Below are 14,380 nucleotides of genomic sequence, written 5' to 3'. Positions count from 1 at the left end.
GAAGGGACCTGACTCATGGGAGCCCAGCTCCGGGTCTACAAGCGTCGCATCCGATCCGTCACCGCGACCAAGAAGATCACCAAGGCGATGGAGATGATCGCCGCCTCGCGCGTCGTCAAGGCGCAGCGCAAGGTGGCGGCCTCCACGCCGTACGCGCAGGAACTGACCCGCGCGGTCACGGCGGTCGGTACGGGTTCGAACACCAAGCACCCGCTCACCACGGAGACGGAGAACCCGAGCCGTGCCGCGGTCCTGCTCCTCACGAGCGACCGCGGTCTGGCCGGTGCCTTCAACTCCAACGCCATCAAGGCGGCGGAGCAGCTGACCGAGCGCCTGGAGCGCGAGGGCAAGCAGGTCGACACGTACATCGTCGGCCGGCGCGGTGTCGCCCACTACAACTTCCGTGAGCGCAAGGTCGCGGAGTCGTGGACGGGCTTCACCGACGAGCCGACGTACGCGGACGCCAAGAAGGTGGCGGCGCCGCTGATCGAGGCCATCGAGAAGGAGACGGCCGAGGGTGGTGTGGACGAGCTCCACATCGTCTTCACCGAGTTCGTCTCGATGATGACGCAGACGGCGCTCGACGCCCGGCTGCTGCCGCTGCGGCTCGAAGAGGTCGCCGAGGAGGCCGCCCCCAAGGGGGAGATCCTCCCGCTGTACGACTTCGAGCCGTCGGCGGAGGACGTCCTCGACGCCCTGCTGCCGCGCTATGTGGAGAGCCGCATCTACAACGCGCTGCTCCAGTCGGCCGCTTCGAAGCACGCCGCCACGCGGCGCGCGATGAAGTCGGCCACCGACAACGCGGGCGAGCTGATCAACACGCTCTCCCGTCTTGCCAACGCGGCCCGCCAGGCCGAAATCACCCAGGAAATCAGCGAGATCGTCGGTGGCGCGAGCGCCCTCGCCGACGCGACCGCGGGGAGTGACCGATAATGACCACCACAGTTGAGACCGCGACGGCTACGGGCCGCGTCGCCCGGGTCATCGGCCCGGTCGTCGACGTGGAGTTCCCCGTCGACGCGATGCCGGAGATCTACAACGCCCTGCACGTCGAGGTCGCCGACCCGGCGAACGAGGGCGAGAAGAAGACGCTGACCCTGGAGGTCGCCCAGCACCTGGGTGACGGCCTGGTCCGCACCATCTCCATGCAGCCCACCGACGGTCTGGTCCGCCAGGCCGCCGTGACGGACACCGGCTCCGCCATCTCCGTCCCCGTCGGCGACTTCACCAAGGGCAAGGTGTTCAACACCCTCGGTGAGGTGCTGAACGTCGACGAGCAGTACGACGGCGAGCGCTGGCCGATCCACCGCAAGGCCCCGAACTTCGACGAGCTCGAGTCGAAGACCGAGATGTTCGAGACGGGCGTGAAGGTCATCGACCTGCTCACCCCGTACGTCAAGGGCGGCAAGATCGGCCTGTTCGGTGGCGCCGGCGTCGGCAAGACGGTGCTCATCCAGGAGATGATCTACCGCGTCGCCAACAACCACGACGGTGTCTCCGTGTTCGCCGGTGTCGGTGAGCGCACCCGTGAGGGCAATGACCTCATCGAGGAGATGTCGGACTCGGGCGTCATCGACAAGACCGCGCTGGTCTTCGGTCAGATGGACGAGCCCCCGGGCACCCGTCTGCGCGTCGCGCTGGCCGGCCTCACCATGGCCGAGTACTTCCGTGACGTCCAGAAGCAGGACGTGCTGTTCTTCATCGACAACATCTTCCGCTTCACGCAGGCCGGCTCCGAGGTCTCCACGCTGCTCGGCCGTATGCCGTCCGCGGTGGGTTACCAGCCGAACCTGGCCGACGAGATGGGTCTCCTCCAGGAGCGCATCACCTCGACCCGCGGTCACTCGATCACCTCGATGCAGGCGATCTACGTCCCCGCGGACGACCTGACCGACCCGGCCCCGGCCACCACCTTCGCCCACCTCGACGCGACGACGGTTCTGTCCCGTCCGATCTCCGAGAAGGGCATCTACCCGGCCGTGGACCCGCTGGACTCCACGTCCCGGATCCTGGACCCGCGCTACATCTCGGCGGATCACTACAACGCGGCCATGCGCGTGAAGACGATCCTGCAGAAGTACAAGGACCTCCAGGACATCATCGCGATCCTCGGTATCGACGAGCTGGGCGAGGAGGACAAGCTCGTCGTCCACCGTGCCCGTCGTGTGGAGCGCTTCCTGTCCCAGAACACCCACGTCGCCAAGCAGTTCACCGGCGTGGACGGGTCGGACGTGCCGCTCGACGAGTCGATCGCCGCGTTCAACGCGATCTGCGACGGCGAGTACGACCACTTCCCCGAGCAGGCGTTCTTCATGTGCGGTGGCCTGGAGGACCTCAAGGCCAACGCCAAGGAGCTGGGCGTCTCCTGAGCCTCGTGCTCGCGTGAGGGGGCGGGCGCGTCCCGCCCCCTCACCCACGCCCTCTAGAATTGACCCCAACACCCGGCAGAACCGCCGGGTGGTGACCCGAGGAGCCACTCTTGGCTGCTGAGCTGCACGTCGAGCTGGTCGCCGCCGACCGCCAGGTCTGGTCCGGCGAGGCCACCCTGGTCGTCGCGCGCACCACGTCCGGCGACATCGGCGTCATGCCCGGTCACCAGCCGCTGCTCGGTGTGCTGGAGTCGGGCCCGGTGACCATCCGTACGAGTGAAGGTGGAACGGTCGTCGCCGCGGTGCACGGCGGTTTCATCTCGTTCGCGGACAACAAGCTGTCCCTGCTGGCCGAGATCGCCGAACTGTCGGACGAGATCGATGTCCAGCGCACGGAGCGGGAGCTGGAGCGCGCGAAGGCGGAGGGCGACGCCGCCGCCGAACGCCGCGCGGACGTCCGACTGCGCGCTGCGACGGCGCGCTGAACCAGCCGCGCTGTACGTTGACGTCACTCAGCCGCGGCCGGCCCGGAGCAATCCGGTGCCGGTCGCGGCTGAGGCAGATGTGGGTGTTTTTTAGGTTTCATTACTCAGTGACAAGCGCAGCGCAGCTGCCCGGGAGACGAGGAGGTCGGTGCCGATGGTCCTCGCTCTGACTGTGTGCGGAATCGTGGTCGCGCTCGCCGTGGTGGGGCTGTTCCTGTTCGGGCTGCGGCGCAGGCTCATCCAGCGCTCCGGCGGCACCTTCGACTGCTCGCTGCGCTGGGACGTACCCGAGAAACCGGACACGGGCGGCAAGGGCTGGAGCTACGGCGTCGCCCGCTACAACGGCGACCGCATCGAGTGGTACCGGGTCTTCTCCTACGCCTTCCGGCCCCGCCGGGTCCTGGAGCGCGCGCAGATCGAGGTGAACGGGCGCCGGCTGCCCGAGGGCGAGGAGGAGCTGGCGCTGCTCTCCGACGCGGTGGTGCTGGCCTGTACCCACCGGGGCACCCGCCTGGAACTCGCCATGAGCGAAGACGCGCTGACCGGATTCCTCGCGTGGCTGGAGGCAGCCCCGCCCGGTCAGCGCGTCAATGTTGCCTAGTGCCGTACTGCGGACATTCCCAGAGCGTCGTTACAGGTTGCTGCTGATGGCGTTCACCAGTTCGCCGTTGCTGGTGTCGCCGCTGAACTCCCAGAAGAACGCGCCGCCGAGGCCCTGGTTCTTGGCCCAGGCCATCTTGCTCGCGATGGTGGCGGGGGTGTCGTAGGACCACCAGTTGCTGCCGCAGTGCGCGTACGCGGTGCCGGCGACGGTGCCGGTGGCCGGGCAGGACGACTTCAGGACCTTGTAGTCCTCGATGCCCTGCTCGTAGGTGCCGGCGGCCGGGCCGGTGGCGGTGCCGCCCGGGGCGTCCTGGGTGACGCCGGTCCAGCCGCGGCCGTAGAAGCCGATGCCGATGAGCAGCTTCTTCGCGGGGACGCCGATCGCCTTGAACTTCGCCAGCGCGTCGGCGGTGGTGAAGCCCTCCTTCGGGATGCCGCTGTACGAGGTGAGCGGGGAGTGGGGGGCGGTCGGGCCCTTGGCGTCCCAGGCGCCGAAGAAGTCGTACGTCATCACGTTGTACCAGTCGACGTACTGGGCGGCGCCCGCGTAGTCGGCGGCCTCGATCTTGCCGCCGGCGGAGCCGTCGGCCGTGACGGCGGAGGTGACCAGGTTGCCGGAGCCGAACTTGGCCCGCAGCGCGGACATCAGGTTCTTGTAGGCCGCCGCGCCGCTGGTGTCACAGGTCAGGCCGCAGGCGTTGGGGTACTCCCAGTCGATGTCGATGCCGTCGAAGACGTCGGCCCAGCGCGGGTCCTCGACCAGGTCGTAGCAGGACTGGGCGAAGGCCGCCGGGTTCTTGGCCGCGTCCGCGAAGCCGCCGGACCAGGTCCAGCCGCCGAAGGACCACAGCACCTTGAGGTTCGGGTACTTGGCCTTCAGCTCGCGCAGCTGGTTGAAGTTGCCGCGCAGCGGCTGGTCCCAGGTGTCGGCGACGCCGCTGACCGACTGGTCGGCGGTGAACGCCTTGTCGTAGTCGGCGTAGGAGTCGCCGATCGCGCACTTGCCGCCGGTGACGTTGCCGAAGGCGTAGTTGATGTGCGTGATCTTGGCGGCGGAGCCGGACGTCACCAGGTTCTTGACGTTGTAGTTCCGGCCGTAGATGCCCCACTCGGTGAAGTAGCCGAGCTTGACCTTGTCGCCGGTGGGCGGGGGAGTGGTGCCGCCGCCGGTGGTGTGCACCTTGACCGCGCCGCTGGCCGGACCGGTCTGGTCGGCGGTGTCGCGGGCCTGCACGGTGTAGGAGTAGTCGGTGCCGGCGGTCAGGCCGGTGTCGGTGTACGAGGTGGTGGTGACCGTGGCGACCTTGGTGCCGTCGCGCAGGACGTCGTAGTTCTTGACGCCCTTGTCGTCGGTGGCCGCGCCCCAGCTGAGCTTGACCGAGGTGTCGGTGACGGAGGAGGCGGTCGGGGTGCCGGGGGCGGAGGGGGCCGCGTCACCCGGGACCGTGGTGCCGTCGCAGCTGTCGCCGTTGAGCTTGCAGTTGGACGGGGAGCCGGGTCCCGCGCCGTTGAAGCCGAAGGAGACCGAGGCACCGGGGGCGATGGTGCCGTTGTAGGACTTGTTCTTGGCGGTCCAGTGGGTGCCGGAACCGGTGACGTCCGCGTCCCACGCGGAGGTGACGGAGGTGCCGGAGGGGAAGTCCCACTCGACGGTCCACGAGCTGATGCTGCTGGAGCCGGTGTTCTTGACGGTCCACTGACCACCGAAGCCGGTTCCCCAGTCGCTGGTCTTGGTGAAGCTCGCCGTGGCTCCCCCACTCTCGGCTGCGCTCGAGCGGGGGGACCCCCACGTCGCGGCCTGGGCGGGATTCTCGAGCCCGGCCAGGCCGGCCAGGGGGAGCAGCAGGGTCGCGAACCCTGCCGCGGCTCTGTGTCTGAAGCGCATGCTGCGCCTCCCTCGTCATTGGAGGTGTCAGGGGCATGACTGAGCCTTCACGCCCCACGGTGCTGCGAGGGTAGAAAGGTCTGGACCACAGGTCAATAGGTCTGGACCACTCTGGATGCCGTCTCGCTACAGCCCCAACTCCCGGGCCAGTACCGCCGCTTGCACCCGGCTGCGCAGTCCCAGCTTGGCCAGCAACCGGCTGACGTGCGTCTTCACCGTGCCCTCCGCCATGTCCAGCAGGGCCGCGATCTCCGCGTTCGACAGCCCCTCGCCGACCCGGGCCCATACCTCCCGCTCCCGCCGGGTGAGGCTCTCCAGCACGGCCGGATCGGCCTCCGCCCCCCGTGCGGGCGCCGCGGCGAACTCGGCGATCAGCCGCCGGGTCACGGCCGGTGCGACGATCCCCTCCCCGCGCGCCACCGTCCGCACCGCCTCCAGCAGATCCCGCGCCTCGGTGTTCTTGAGCAGGAACCCGGCCGCCCCCGCCCGCAGCGCCCCGAACACGTACGCGTCGAGGTCGAAGGTGGTCAGCACGAGGACGTCCGCGAGCCGCTCGGCGACGATCCGCCGGGTCGCGGTCACCCCGTCCAGACGGGGCATCTGAACGTCCATCAGCACCAGGTCGGGCAGAAGGGCACGGGCCAGTTCCACCGCCCGCTCGCCGTCCTCCGCCTCGCCGACCACCTCGATGTCCGGCGCGCTGCCCAGGATCAGCACCAGCCCGGCGCGTACGGCGGACTGGTCCTCGGCGACCAGGACACGGATCATGCGGGATCTCCCCCGGTGAGCGGGAGTTCGGCACGTACGCACCACGCACCGTCCTCGGCGCCCGCCTCGAACCGGCCGCCGAGCAGTGCGGCCCGCTCGCGCATCCCGGTGAGCCCGGCGCCCGAGCCCGGGGCGCGCGGCCGGTCACCGGGCCGGTACGGGCTGGTCACCCGCACCGACAGCGAGTCGCCGTCCTGCCGCAGACCGACCAGCACCGGGCCGTCCGCCGCGTGTTTGAGCGCGTTGGTCAGCGACTCCTGCACGATCCGGTACACGGCCAGCCCGACCGGCGCGGGCACCTGCCCGTGCCCGGCGTCCAGCCGGACGTCCAGGCCGCCCGCGCGGAACCCCTCGGCCAGGGCGGCGAGGCCGTCGAGAGTGGGCGATGCCATGGGCCGCCGGTCGCCGGAGCCGTCCCGCAGGATGCCGATCAGCCGCCGCATCTCGTCCAGCCCCGCCACGCTGTTCTCCCGGATCACCGTCAGCGCCTGCTCGGAGGTCTTCGGGTCGTCCAGGGACAGGGCGGCCGTCGAGTGGATGGCGATGGCCGACAGATGGTTGGCGATCATGTCGTGCAACTCCCGGGCCACCCTCGTCCGTTCCGTGGCCACCGCGTGCGTGCGGTCCATCTCGGCCAGCAGCGCGGTCTGGTCGGCGCGCAGCCGGGCGGCCTCGGCGGCGTCGCGGTGGTTGCGCACGAGCGCGCCGGTGCTGGCGGGGGCCAGTGCGACGACCCCGACGCCCACCCCGATCAGCAGCCCCTGCGGATCGCGCAGCAGGGCCGCGGGGACGACGCCGCTGAGGACCGTCAGCATCCCGGCGATCCACGGGATGCGACGCGCCGCTGCCGGGGTGCCGTACAGGACGGCCGCGTACACCAGGTCGGTGTAGAGCACCAGCGTGACGATGCTGCCGAGGGTCACCGTGTCCAGGGCCAGCGCGGCGGTGCCGAGCAGCAGGCCGGTGCGCGGCCGGACGCGGCGCAGCGGCTCGCAGGCGGCGGTCACCGCCAGCGGCAGCAGCGGGGCCCAGGGCGCCGCCCACAGCACGGTGCTGTCGGAGGGCAGGCGCGGACGGACGCCGAGCGCCCACAGCAGCACACCGCCGAGCAGTCCGCCCACGGCGATCCACAGGTCGTCGCGGTGCGGGCGGGGAAGGGCACGGGCCATGCCCCCATCCAACACGGCTCCACGCCGGCCCGCCTGGTCCCGGGGGAGGGGGCCGACTGCGACTTTCGCTTACGGCGGGTTCGTCTGCGCCGACGACGAAACCGGCCCGGCGGGCCGGGAGCCTGGAGGGGTGGACGAGGGGAGCGGACCGTGATCGTCGGACTGATCATCGCCTGTGAGGTGGCGTTCTGGGTGCTGCTGGCAGCCGGACTGGCCTTCCGGTACGGACTGCGGATGCCGCGCACCGGCCTGGCGCTGCTGCTGTGCGAGCCGCTGCTGGAGATCGTGCTGTTCACGGTCACGGCGATCGACCTGAAGAACGGCGCCGAGCCCGACTGGCGGCACGGCCTCGCCGCCGTCTACATCGGCTTCACCGTCGGTCTCGGCCACTCCACCGTCAAGTGGGCCGACGCCCGGGTGGCCCACCGCTTCGCCGGCGGCCCGCCCCCGGCGAAGCCCCCGAAGTACGGCACGGCCCGCACCGTCCACGAGTGGAAGGTGGCGGGCCGCTGGATCCTCGCCTCGGCTGTCGCGCTGGTCCTGCTCCAGGGCGCCGTCTGGTACGTCGGCGGTGCCGGCGACACCGGTTCGCTGCGGGCGTGGCAGCAGCGCATGCTGTGGCTGATCGGCATCAACGTCGTCATCGCCGTCAGCTACACCCTCTTCCCCGGGCGCCGGCCCGGGGGCGGGGGCGGCGGTGACGGAAATACGGTCGACACCGAGGCGGGCGCCGGGAGACCATCGCGTCGATGACACGTACAGACATGCCTCCCGCCTGGGACGAGCGCACCCAGCTGACCACCTTCCTCGACTACGTCCGCGCCACCGCGCGCGCCAAGTGCGAGGAACTCTCGGACGAGGACGCCCGCAAGGCGCCGCTCCCCGGCTCGCCGCTGATGACCCTGAGCGGACTGGTCAACCATCTGCGCTGGGTCGAGTACTACTGGTTCCGGGTCGTCTTCCTCGGGGAGGAGGACGAGGGCCCCTGGACCGACGAGGACCCCGACCGCGAGATGCGCATCGCCGTCGACTTCCCGCTGTCCCGGCTGCTCGACGAGTACGCCGCGGAGACCGCCCGGCACAACGAGCTGATCGCCGCGCACGCCCTGGACACCAAGGCGCGGCGCGGGCGGGGCGACGCCGAGCCGGTCGACCTCCGCTGGATCCTGCTGCACCTCATCGAGGAGACGGCCCGGCACAACGGCCACATCGACATCCTGCGCGAACTGGCCGACGGCCGCACCGGCGACTGACCGGGCGGGGAGCCCTAGCGCTCCCCGCCCGGCACCCACAGCACGTCGCCGGCCTCCCCGTTGGCGGTGCGGGCCAGGATGAACAGCAGGTCCGAGAGGCGGTTGAGGTAGGTCGCGGTGAGCGGGTTCATCGTCTCGCCGTGCACCTCCAGGGCCGCCCAGGTGGAGCGCTCGGCCCGGCGTACGACCGTGCACGCCTGGTGGAGGAGGGCCGCACCCGGGGTGCCGCCCGGGAGGATGAAGGAGCGCAGCTTCTCCAGCCGCTCGTTGAAGCGGTCGCAGTCGGCCTCCAGCCGGTCGACGTAGAACTGCTCCACCCTGAGCGGCGGGAACTCCGGGTTCTCGACCACCGGTGTCGACAGGTCCGCGCCCACGTCGAACAGGTCGTTCTGGACACGGGTGAGGACCGCGACGATCTCCGCCTCCAGGCCGCCCAGCGCGAGGGCGGTGCCGATCACCGCGTTGGCCTCGTTGGCGTCCGCGTAGGCGGAGATCCTCAGGTCCGTCTTGGGTACCCGGCTCATGTCGCCGAGGCTGGTGGTGCCCTGGTCGCCGGTCCTGGTGTAGATGCGCGTCAGATTGACCATACGGTCAGCGTAGTTACGTCCCGGCCGTCCGGAACACCCGAGTCCCGGTCGACACGGCGCGTACGACACCGAGGCCGGCGAGAGCGTGAGCAGCGCGACGAAGACGAGGCCGACCGGCACACCGGCCGGCGGCGCGCGCAGGCCCGTCACGAGCGCGGCCGGCACCAGCCCGGACGGGAAGACGAACACCGTGGCGTCCCGCGGGACCCGGCCGGGCAGCAGGGCGAGCCGGCAGCGTGTTCTCGCGGCCCTGTACGGCGGCGGACCGGTCGACGATCACCAGGCGGTCGGCGAGGGCGTGGGCCGCGTCCAGGCAGTGGGTGATCAGGTCCAGGCCGGTCGTCGGCTCGTCCGGGAACAGCGCCCCCGGGCGGTGGGTGAGGGCCGTCGCGATGTCGAGCCGGCGGCGCCGAGCGCCCGAGAGCGCGCCGGTCCCGTGGTCCGGGAGACCGGTGAGGTCCGGCTCCCGGGCCGGTTCCCCGGCCCGTGCGACCGCCTCGGCCCCGGGCAGGCGGTACATCCGCCCCGGGGTGACCAGTTCCTCCCGGACGGTGATCCGCGGGTCGGCCCCGCCGGCCGGGGCGACACAGCCGCTGACCCGGCGTCTTCTTCGACCGGCCGGCCGGCATGGCCGGCCGGCTGGCCCAGCTGGGTCCGGGGCCGTCCGGACGGGGAGCCGGCCGCCGCCGCGGTCCTGCACGAGCCGCGCGAGGACGTGGAGGCCGTCTCGCCGCGGGTCGGCCTGTTCCCCGGACACGCCGCCTTCATGAAGGTCGTCGAGGAGGCGCCCGTCCTGCGCTCCCGGGTGTGGGCGGTGACCCAGGAAGTCCAGGCCGACCTGGCGCGGGCGCCGCGCGAGGAGACCCGCGCCGCGGGCGGCGACGAGCTGCCGGACCTGATGGCTGGTCAGATCGGCTGGGTCCACGGCACGGTCATGGCGGTCATCGGGCGCGAGATGGTCAAGGGCCGCGAACCGGGCGAAGTGTCACGAGAGGTACTCGCCCTCCTCGACGGCATCGAGGACCTGCCGGGCGAAAGGGTCCTGCACTACGCTGTCCGGTGGCGCCCCGAACGCGCCGGTCCGGGCTCATGGGACGTCAACCGACGTGCGAGCGCGAGGCATTGCCGCTCCGGACGCCGTCGCCGCCGTCGCCGGAGCCCCGCCGGGCCGGCCGGCGCAAGGGCGGCCAAGTCCGTCAAATGAGACGTGACCGGTGTCTCACGCCCCGAGACCGTGACACGCGTTACTAACCGCTCACACAGCGCCGCCGGAGCGCTAGGGTCCGCCGGAGAAGCAGACTTGGAGCGCGTTCGAGGGAGTCGGAGTGGCACGGAAGCTCGCCGTCATCGGGGCCGGTCTCATGGGTTCGGGCATCGCCCAGGTCGCCGCACAGGCGGGCTGGGAGGTCGTCCTGCGGGACGTCACCGACGAGGCGCTCAGGCGCGGCACCGACGGAATCAAGGCCAGCTACGACAAGTTCGTCGGCAAGGGCAGACTGGCGGCCGAGGACGCGGAGGCCGCCCTCGCGCGCATCACCCCGACCACCGACCTGGACGCCGCCGCGGACGCGGACGTCGTGGTGGAGGCCGTCTTCGAGAAGCTGGAGGTCAAGCACGAGATCTTCCGCGCGCTCGACAAGCTCGTGCGCGAGGACGCCGTGCTCGCCTCCAACACCTCCGCCATCCCGATCACCAAGATCGCGGCGGTCACCGAGCGCCCCGAACGGGTCGTCGGTGTGCACTTCTTCTCGCCCGTGCCGATGATGCAGCTCGTCGAACTCGTGCGCGGCTACAAGACCAGCGACGAAACCCTCGCCACCGCGCGGGAGTTCGCCGAGTCCGTCGGCAAGACCTGCATCGTCGTCAACCGCGACGTGGCCGGCTTCGTCACCACCCGGCTGATCTCCGCCCTCGTGGTCGAGGCCGTCAAGCTCTACGAGTCCGGTGTCGCGACCGCCGAGGACATCGACGTCGCCTGCAAGCTGGGCTTCGGCCACGCCATGGGCCCGCTCGCCACCACCGACCTCACCGGTGTGGACATCCTGCTGCACGCCGCCGGCAACATCTACACCGAGACCCAGGACGAGAAGTTCGCCCCGCCGGAGCTGATGCGCCGGATGGTGGACGCCGGTGACATCGGCCGCAAGAGCGGGCAGGGCTTCTACACGTACTGAGTCAACCCGTCCACGCACGACCATCCCAGGAGTGTCACTCCCAGGGGTGAATTCGGTATCGGTTCGCTTACAAACAGCAACCGCACCGCCACCCGCACAGTCAGACGTTGCACAGCACCGTCACCGAGTACGCCAACCGCACTCAACGGGGAGCGCATATGTACATCAGGGGCGACCACGCCGAGCTGGTCGTCGGGGGCCGCCTCGACGTCCGCAGCGCGGCGGACGCCCGTACGGCCCTGCACTCGGCCGTCGACACCGGAGTCGGCGACCTGGTGCTCGACCTGTCCGAACTGGACTCCTGGGACGCCACCGGACTCGGGGTGATCATGGGTGCCCACCGGCGGGCCGGCCGCTGCGGGCGCCGCCTGGTGCTGCGCGGCGTCCCCCCGCAGATGCAGCGCCTGCTGGTGGCCACCCGGCTGCACCGCATCCTCGCCATCGAGGGCGGCATCGGGGTGGAGTCGCTGCCCCGCGTGTAGGGCGTACCCGGCGGTGCGCCGGGCGACGCGGGAGCCGGCGCACACCGAAACGCGCGGGGGCAATCCTCCTGAGACCGTGACGTCTCGGACCGCACGGCACCCCGCCCTGTCGGAGACACTGAGCGAAGGTTTAGGGTGCGGTCGCCCGCCACCTCGCAACCCTCGACCGAGCGGGCCCGGACCAGCAGCGTCAGCACCGTGTGCGACAAGGCCGGGAGGGCCGGAACACGGGCACACGACGCTCTTTGGGGGGCTGGAACCATGGACCCGATCGACCCGATCACCGCGGGATCCGAGGCGCACGGCCAGGCGCACGGCCGACGCTCGCCCCGGGAATCCCTCACCTCCGACTTCGCCACCGGCTCGCCCGCGCCCGCCCGCATGGCACAGCTCGTCGCCGGTGACCTCCAGCTGACCGTCAACCCGGTCGACGGCAGCGAGATAGAACCCTGCCCGCCGGCCGAGCGCCCCGGCAGGCCCCGCAAGCGCACCGCCGACGAGCGTGCCGAGACCGGACGCGCCGCCCACCCGCCCGTGCCGCCGGGCCCCGCACGGCCCGCACAGCCCCTGCTGGAACGCCAGGACGAACGCGAGCGCCTGGCCCGCCTCCTCGCCCGCGGCCGCTCGGTCCGCCTCACCGGGCCGGCCGGCTCCGGCCGCACCGCCCTGCTCGACCTGGTCGCCGAGGACTGCCTCGACCTCGCCCCCGACGGCGTCGTCCGCCTCAACGGCTTCCGCCGGGCCCCCGGCGATCTGCTGCACGACCTGTTCCACGCCGTCCACGACGCCCCCCGGTACCGCCCGGACCAGGACGAACTCATGGCCGGCGTCCGGGAGATCGGCGCGGTGGTCGTCCTGGACGACCTGGAGTTCGGCGGCGCCGCCCTGGACGAACTGCTCGACGCCACCCCCGAGTGCGCGTTCCTGTTCGGCGCCACCCCCGACGTGCCCGCGCCCTCGGCCGAGTCGGAGGTGGAGGAGGTCTTCCTCGCCGGCCTCGACCGCGCCGCCGGCGTGGAGATCCTGGAGCGCACCGTCGGCCGGGTGCTCACCGAGGATGAGGCCAACTGGGCCGGTGACCTGTGGTTCGAGTCCGAGGGGCTGCCCCTGCGCTTCGTCCAGGCCGGCGCCCTGCTCCGGCAGCGCGACCGGCTGCGGGCCGGCACCGGCGCGGTGGACGAGTACGGCGTCTTCGAGGTCGTACGCCCGGCCGCGGACCTGCCCGCGGACCTGGAGGCCGCCGTGTCCGCGGAGCCGGGGGAGGACGTCGCGCTGCCGCCCCTCGGCGAGGCCGCGGCCCCCGCCCCGCTGCTCGCCTCCCGGCTCACCCCCTCCGCCCGCGCCGCGCTCCGCTTCGCGGTCGCCCTCGGCGGCGAGATACCCCACCAGGCGCACCTGCCCGCGCTGGTCGGCGACACCCACGCCGACGCCGCCCTGGGCGAGCTGGCGGGCTGCGGCCTGGTCTCCCCGGTCGGCTCCCGCTACCGGCTCGCGGCCGGTGTGCTGACCCAGCTGGAGGCCGCCGGATACGCCGCCGACGCCGCCGAGCACGCCCTCGCCGCGGCCCAGCACTACGCCTGGTGGGCCGCGCACCCCTCGGTCACCCCGGAACGCGTGTGCGCCGAGGCCGACGCGGTGCTGGCCGCGCTGGCCGCCGTGGTGCCGCGCACGGAGCCGCCCGCCGAGGGCGAGGAGAGCGGCGCCGTACGACTGGCCCGCACCGCCGCGCCCGCCTTCGCCGCCGGACTCGACTGGAGTGCCTGGGAGCGGGCCCTGCGGTCCGGCGCGGAGGCCTCCCGGCTGTCCGGCGAGGTGTCTGATCAAGCCTATTTCCACCACGAGTTGGGCATCCTCGCGCTCTGCGCCGGACAGCTCGACCGGGCGCGTGCCGAGCTGGAGGCGTCGGGCGCCCTGCGCGGCGCCCTCGCCGACAAACGGGGCGCGGTCGCCGGCCGCCGGGCCCTGGCGCTGCTCGCCGACCGCGCCGGCGAGGCGCCCGGGATGCCGGCGCTGACGGCGGAGGAAGTGCCGGAGGTGGGGCAGGACGAGCCGGCACCGATGCCGTACGCCCCCGCGGGCGACGCACGCGTCACCCAGCAGCTGCCGCGGGCCGGGGCGCGGAGCGGCGGCCTGCGGAGCATGGTCCGGCGCAACCTGGTGGCGGTCGGCTCCGGCGCGCTGCTCGCCGCCGTGCTCGGCACGGTCATCACGCTCGGCATGGCGTCCGGCCCGGACGGCGAGCGGAACCCGGCGGGCAAGGTCGAGGTCAACCCCTCGGCGGAGCAGGGCCTGGAAGACGGCGGCTCCGGCGCGGACCCGACCGGCACCGGCGGTGACGGCGGCGCCGGCACGGCGGCCGTCCGGCCGACCTCGCCGGGGGCCGACGGCACGTACGGCACGGCCGACGACCCGCCGCCGCCGGCGGACACGGCCCAGCCGTCCGAGAGCGTCGCCCCGTCCGGCCCCCACTCGCCCTCCGGCTCACCGTCCGAGCCGCCCGAGCCGTCGGGATCGAGCGGCTCGCCGAGCGGCGGTACGCCGGGTGGCTCGACCGGCGGCACCACGGGCCCGACGGGGGGCACCACCGGCGGCGGCTCGACGGGCG

Annotated in this window: 14 protein-coding genes and 2 pseudogenes; 10 read left to right on the top strand and 6 right to left on the bottom strand. The window is 72.2% G+C overall.

Annotation, left to right across the window (positions count from 1 at the left end; translation table 11 throughout):
* Positions 1-15 precede the first annotated feature (15 nt).
* From AB0B40_RS06300 to AB0B40_RS06285, 4 genes are all read left to right on the top strand, one after another.
* Positions 16-933 carry a F0F1 ATP synthase subunit gamma gene (locus AB0B40_RS06300; protein WP_345056145.1) on the top strand — a complete coding sequence of 306 codons (918 nt, stop codon included), beginning with the start codon at positions 16-18 and terminating at the stop codon, positions 931-933.
* Positions 933-2,369 (top strand): F0F1 ATP synthase subunit beta, encoded by a 1,437-nt coding sequence (gene atpD / locus AB0B40_RS06295; RefSeq protein ID WP_345056144.1) that lies wholly within the window; start codon positions 933-935, stop codon positions 2,367-2,369. The genes AB0B40_RS06300 and atpD overlap by 1 nt, the downstream gene beginning before the upstream one ends.
* A 110-nt stretch (positions 2,370-2,479) precedes the next feature.
* Entirely contained in the window at positions 2,480-2,854 is a 375-nt protein-coding gene (locus tag AB0B40_RS06290; protein ID WP_030610105.1) for a F0F1 ATP synthase subunit epsilon, read from the top strand.
* A gap of 154 nt (positions 2,855-3,008) precedes the next feature.
* Positions 3,009-3,455: a DUF2550 domain-containing protein gene (locus tag AB0B40_RS06285; protein WP_345056141.1), complete on the top strand. Its 447-nt coding sequence runs from the start codon at positions 3,009-3,011 to the stop codon at positions 3,453-3,455.
* Between the two features lie 30 nt (positions 3,456-3,485).
* Here the strand turns inward: AB0B40_RS06285 and AB0B40_RS06280 are convergent, their stop codons facing one another.
* The 3 genes from AB0B40_RS06280 to AB0B40_RS06270 form a co-directional block, all read right to left on the bottom strand.
* Complete coding sequence (locus tag AB0B40_RS06280) at positions 3,486-5,342, bottom strand: glycoside hydrolase family 18 chitinase (protein WP_362263228.1); 1,857 nt, start codon at positions 5,340-5,342, stop codon at positions 3,486-3,488.
* A gap of 126 nt (positions 5,343-5,468) precedes the next feature.
* The gene (locus tag AB0B40_RS06275) at positions 5,469-6,110 is read right to left on the bottom strand and encodes a response regulator transcription factor (protein ID WP_345056137.1); all 642 of its coding nucleotides are present in this window, start codon (positions 6,108-6,110) and stop codon (positions 5,469-5,471) included.
* Positions 6,107-7,279: a histidine kinase gene (locus AB0B40_RS06270; protein WP_345056136.1), complete on the bottom strand. Its 1,173-nt coding sequence runs from the start codon at positions 7,277-7,279 to the stop codon at positions 6,107-6,109. The genes AB0B40_RS06275 and AB0B40_RS06270 overlap by 4 nt, the downstream gene beginning before the upstream one ends.
* 150 nt (positions 7,280-7,429) lie before the next feature.
* On the opposite strand from AB0B40_RS06270, the gene AB0B40_RS06265 reads away from it, so the two are divergent.
* Both AB0B40_RS06265 and AB0B40_RS06260 read left to right on the top strand, forming a co-directional pair.
* A complete protein-coding gene (locus tag AB0B40_RS06265) occupies positions 7,430-8,032 on the top strand; it encodes a hypothetical protein (protein ID WP_345056135.1) in 603 nt (200 codons plus the stop codon).
* On the top strand, positions 8,029-8,532 hold the full coding sequence (locus AB0B40_RS06260; protein WP_345056134.1) for a DinB family protein: 504 nt from the start codon (positions 8,029-8,031) through the stop codon (positions 8,530-8,532). Before AB0B40_RS06265 ends, AB0B40_RS06260 begins: the two co-directional genes overlap by 4 nt.
* 14 nt (positions 8,533-8,546) lie before the next feature.
* Here the strand turns inward: AB0B40_RS06260 and AB0B40_RS06255 are convergent, their stop codons facing one another.
* From AB0B40_RS06255 to AB0B40_RS06245, 3 genes and pseudogenes are all read right to left on the bottom strand, one after another.
* Entirely contained in the window at positions 8,547-9,119 is a 573-nt protein-coding gene (locus tag AB0B40_RS06255) for a cob(I)yrinic acid a,c-diamide adenosyltransferase (protein WP_345056133.1), read from the bottom strand.
* A gap of 57 nt (positions 9,120-9,176) precedes the next feature.
* A pseudogene (locus AB0B40_RS06250) lies at positions 9,177-9,347 on the bottom strand (ABC transporter permease); the annotation flags it as partial.
* A 40-nt stretch (positions 9,348-9,387) separates the two neighbouring features.
* Positions 9,388-9,723: pseudogene (locus AB0B40_RS06245) on the bottom strand (ABC transporter ATP-binding protein); the annotation flags it as partial.
* A gap of 162 nt (positions 9,724-9,885) precedes the next feature.
* Between AB0B40_RS06245 and AB0B40_RS06240 the strand changes: the two are divergent.
* The 4 genes from AB0B40_RS06240 to AB0B40_RS06225 all read left to right on the top strand — a co-directional run.
* Positions 9,886-10,323 (top strand): hypothetical protein, encoded by a 438-nt coding sequence (locus AB0B40_RS06240; RefSeq protein WP_362263223.1) that lies wholly within the window; start codon positions 9,886-9,888, stop codon positions 10,321-10,323.
* A 121-nt stretch (positions 10,324-10,444) separates the two neighbouring features.
* Positions 10,445-11,293, top strand: coding sequence for a 3-hydroxyacyl-CoA dehydrogenase family protein (locus tag AB0B40_RS06235; protein ID WP_345056129.1), 849 nt, complete (start codon positions 10,445-10,447; stop codon positions 11,291-11,293).
* 158 nt (positions 11,294-11,451) lie between these two features.
* Complete coding sequence (locus AB0B40_RS06230) at positions 11,452-11,775, top strand: STAS domain-containing protein (protein ID WP_030656141.1); 324 nt, start codon at positions 11,452-11,454, stop codon at positions 11,773-11,775.
* A gap of 261 nt (positions 11,776-12,036) precedes the next feature.
* Positions 12,037-14,380, top strand: a 2,344-nt coding sequence (locus AB0B40_RS06225; RefSeq protein WP_362263220.1) for an ATP-binding protein, incomplete at its 3' end; no start/stop codon positions are given.

This window comes from Streptomyces sp. NPDC042638 (genome assembly GCF_040647235.1).
GTDB lineage: Bacteria > Actinomycetota > Actinomycetes > Streptomycetales > Streptomycetaceae > Streptomyces > Streptomyces rameus.
This window is presented reverse-complemented; position numbering and strand designations above follow the sequence as displayed.

Excerpts from the sequence above, each read along its gene's own strand:
- AB0B40_RS06270 (WP_345056136.1), bottom strand. The coding sequence starts at position 7,279 with ATGGCCCGTGCCCTTCCCCGCCCGCACCGCGACGACCTGTGGATCGCC.
- AB0B40_RS06280 (WP_362263228.1), bottom strand. The coding sequence starts at position 5,342 with ATGCGCTTCAGACACAGAGCCGCGGCAGGGTTCGCGACCCTGCTGCTC.
- AB0B40_RS06260 (WP_345056134.1), top strand. The coding sequence starts at position 8,029 with ATGACACGTACAGACATGCCTCCCGCCTGGGACGAGCGCACCCAGCTG.
- atpD (WP_345056144.1), top strand. The coding sequence starts at position 933 with ATGACCACCACAGTTGAGACCGCGACGGCTACGGGCCGCGTCGCCCGG.
- AB0B40_RS06285 (WP_345056141.1), top strand. The coding sequence starts at position 3,009 with ATGGTCCTCGCTCTGACTGTGTGCGGAATCGTGGTCGCGCTCGCCGTG.
- AB0B40_RS06255 (WP_345056133.1), bottom strand. The coding sequence starts at position 9,119 with ATGGTCAATCTGACGCGCATCTACACCAGGACCGGCGACCAGGGCACC.
- AB0B40_RS06240 (WP_362263223.1), top strand. The coding sequence starts at position 9,886 with ATGAAGGTCGTCGAGGAGGCGCCCGTCCTGCGCTCCCGGGTGTGGGCG.
- AB0B40_RS06275 (WP_345056137.1), bottom strand. The coding sequence starts at position 6,110 with ATGATCCGTGTCCTGGTCGCCGAGGACCAGTCCGCCGTACGCGCCGGG.
- AB0B40_RS06300 (WP_345056145.1), top strand. The coding sequence starts at position 16 with ATGGGAGCCCAGCTCCGGGTCTACAAGCGTCGCATCCGATCCGTCACC.
- AB0B40_RS06230 (WP_030656141.1), top strand. The coding sequence starts at position 11,452 with ATGTACATCAGGGGCGACCACGCCGAGCTGGTCGTCGGGGGCCGCCTC.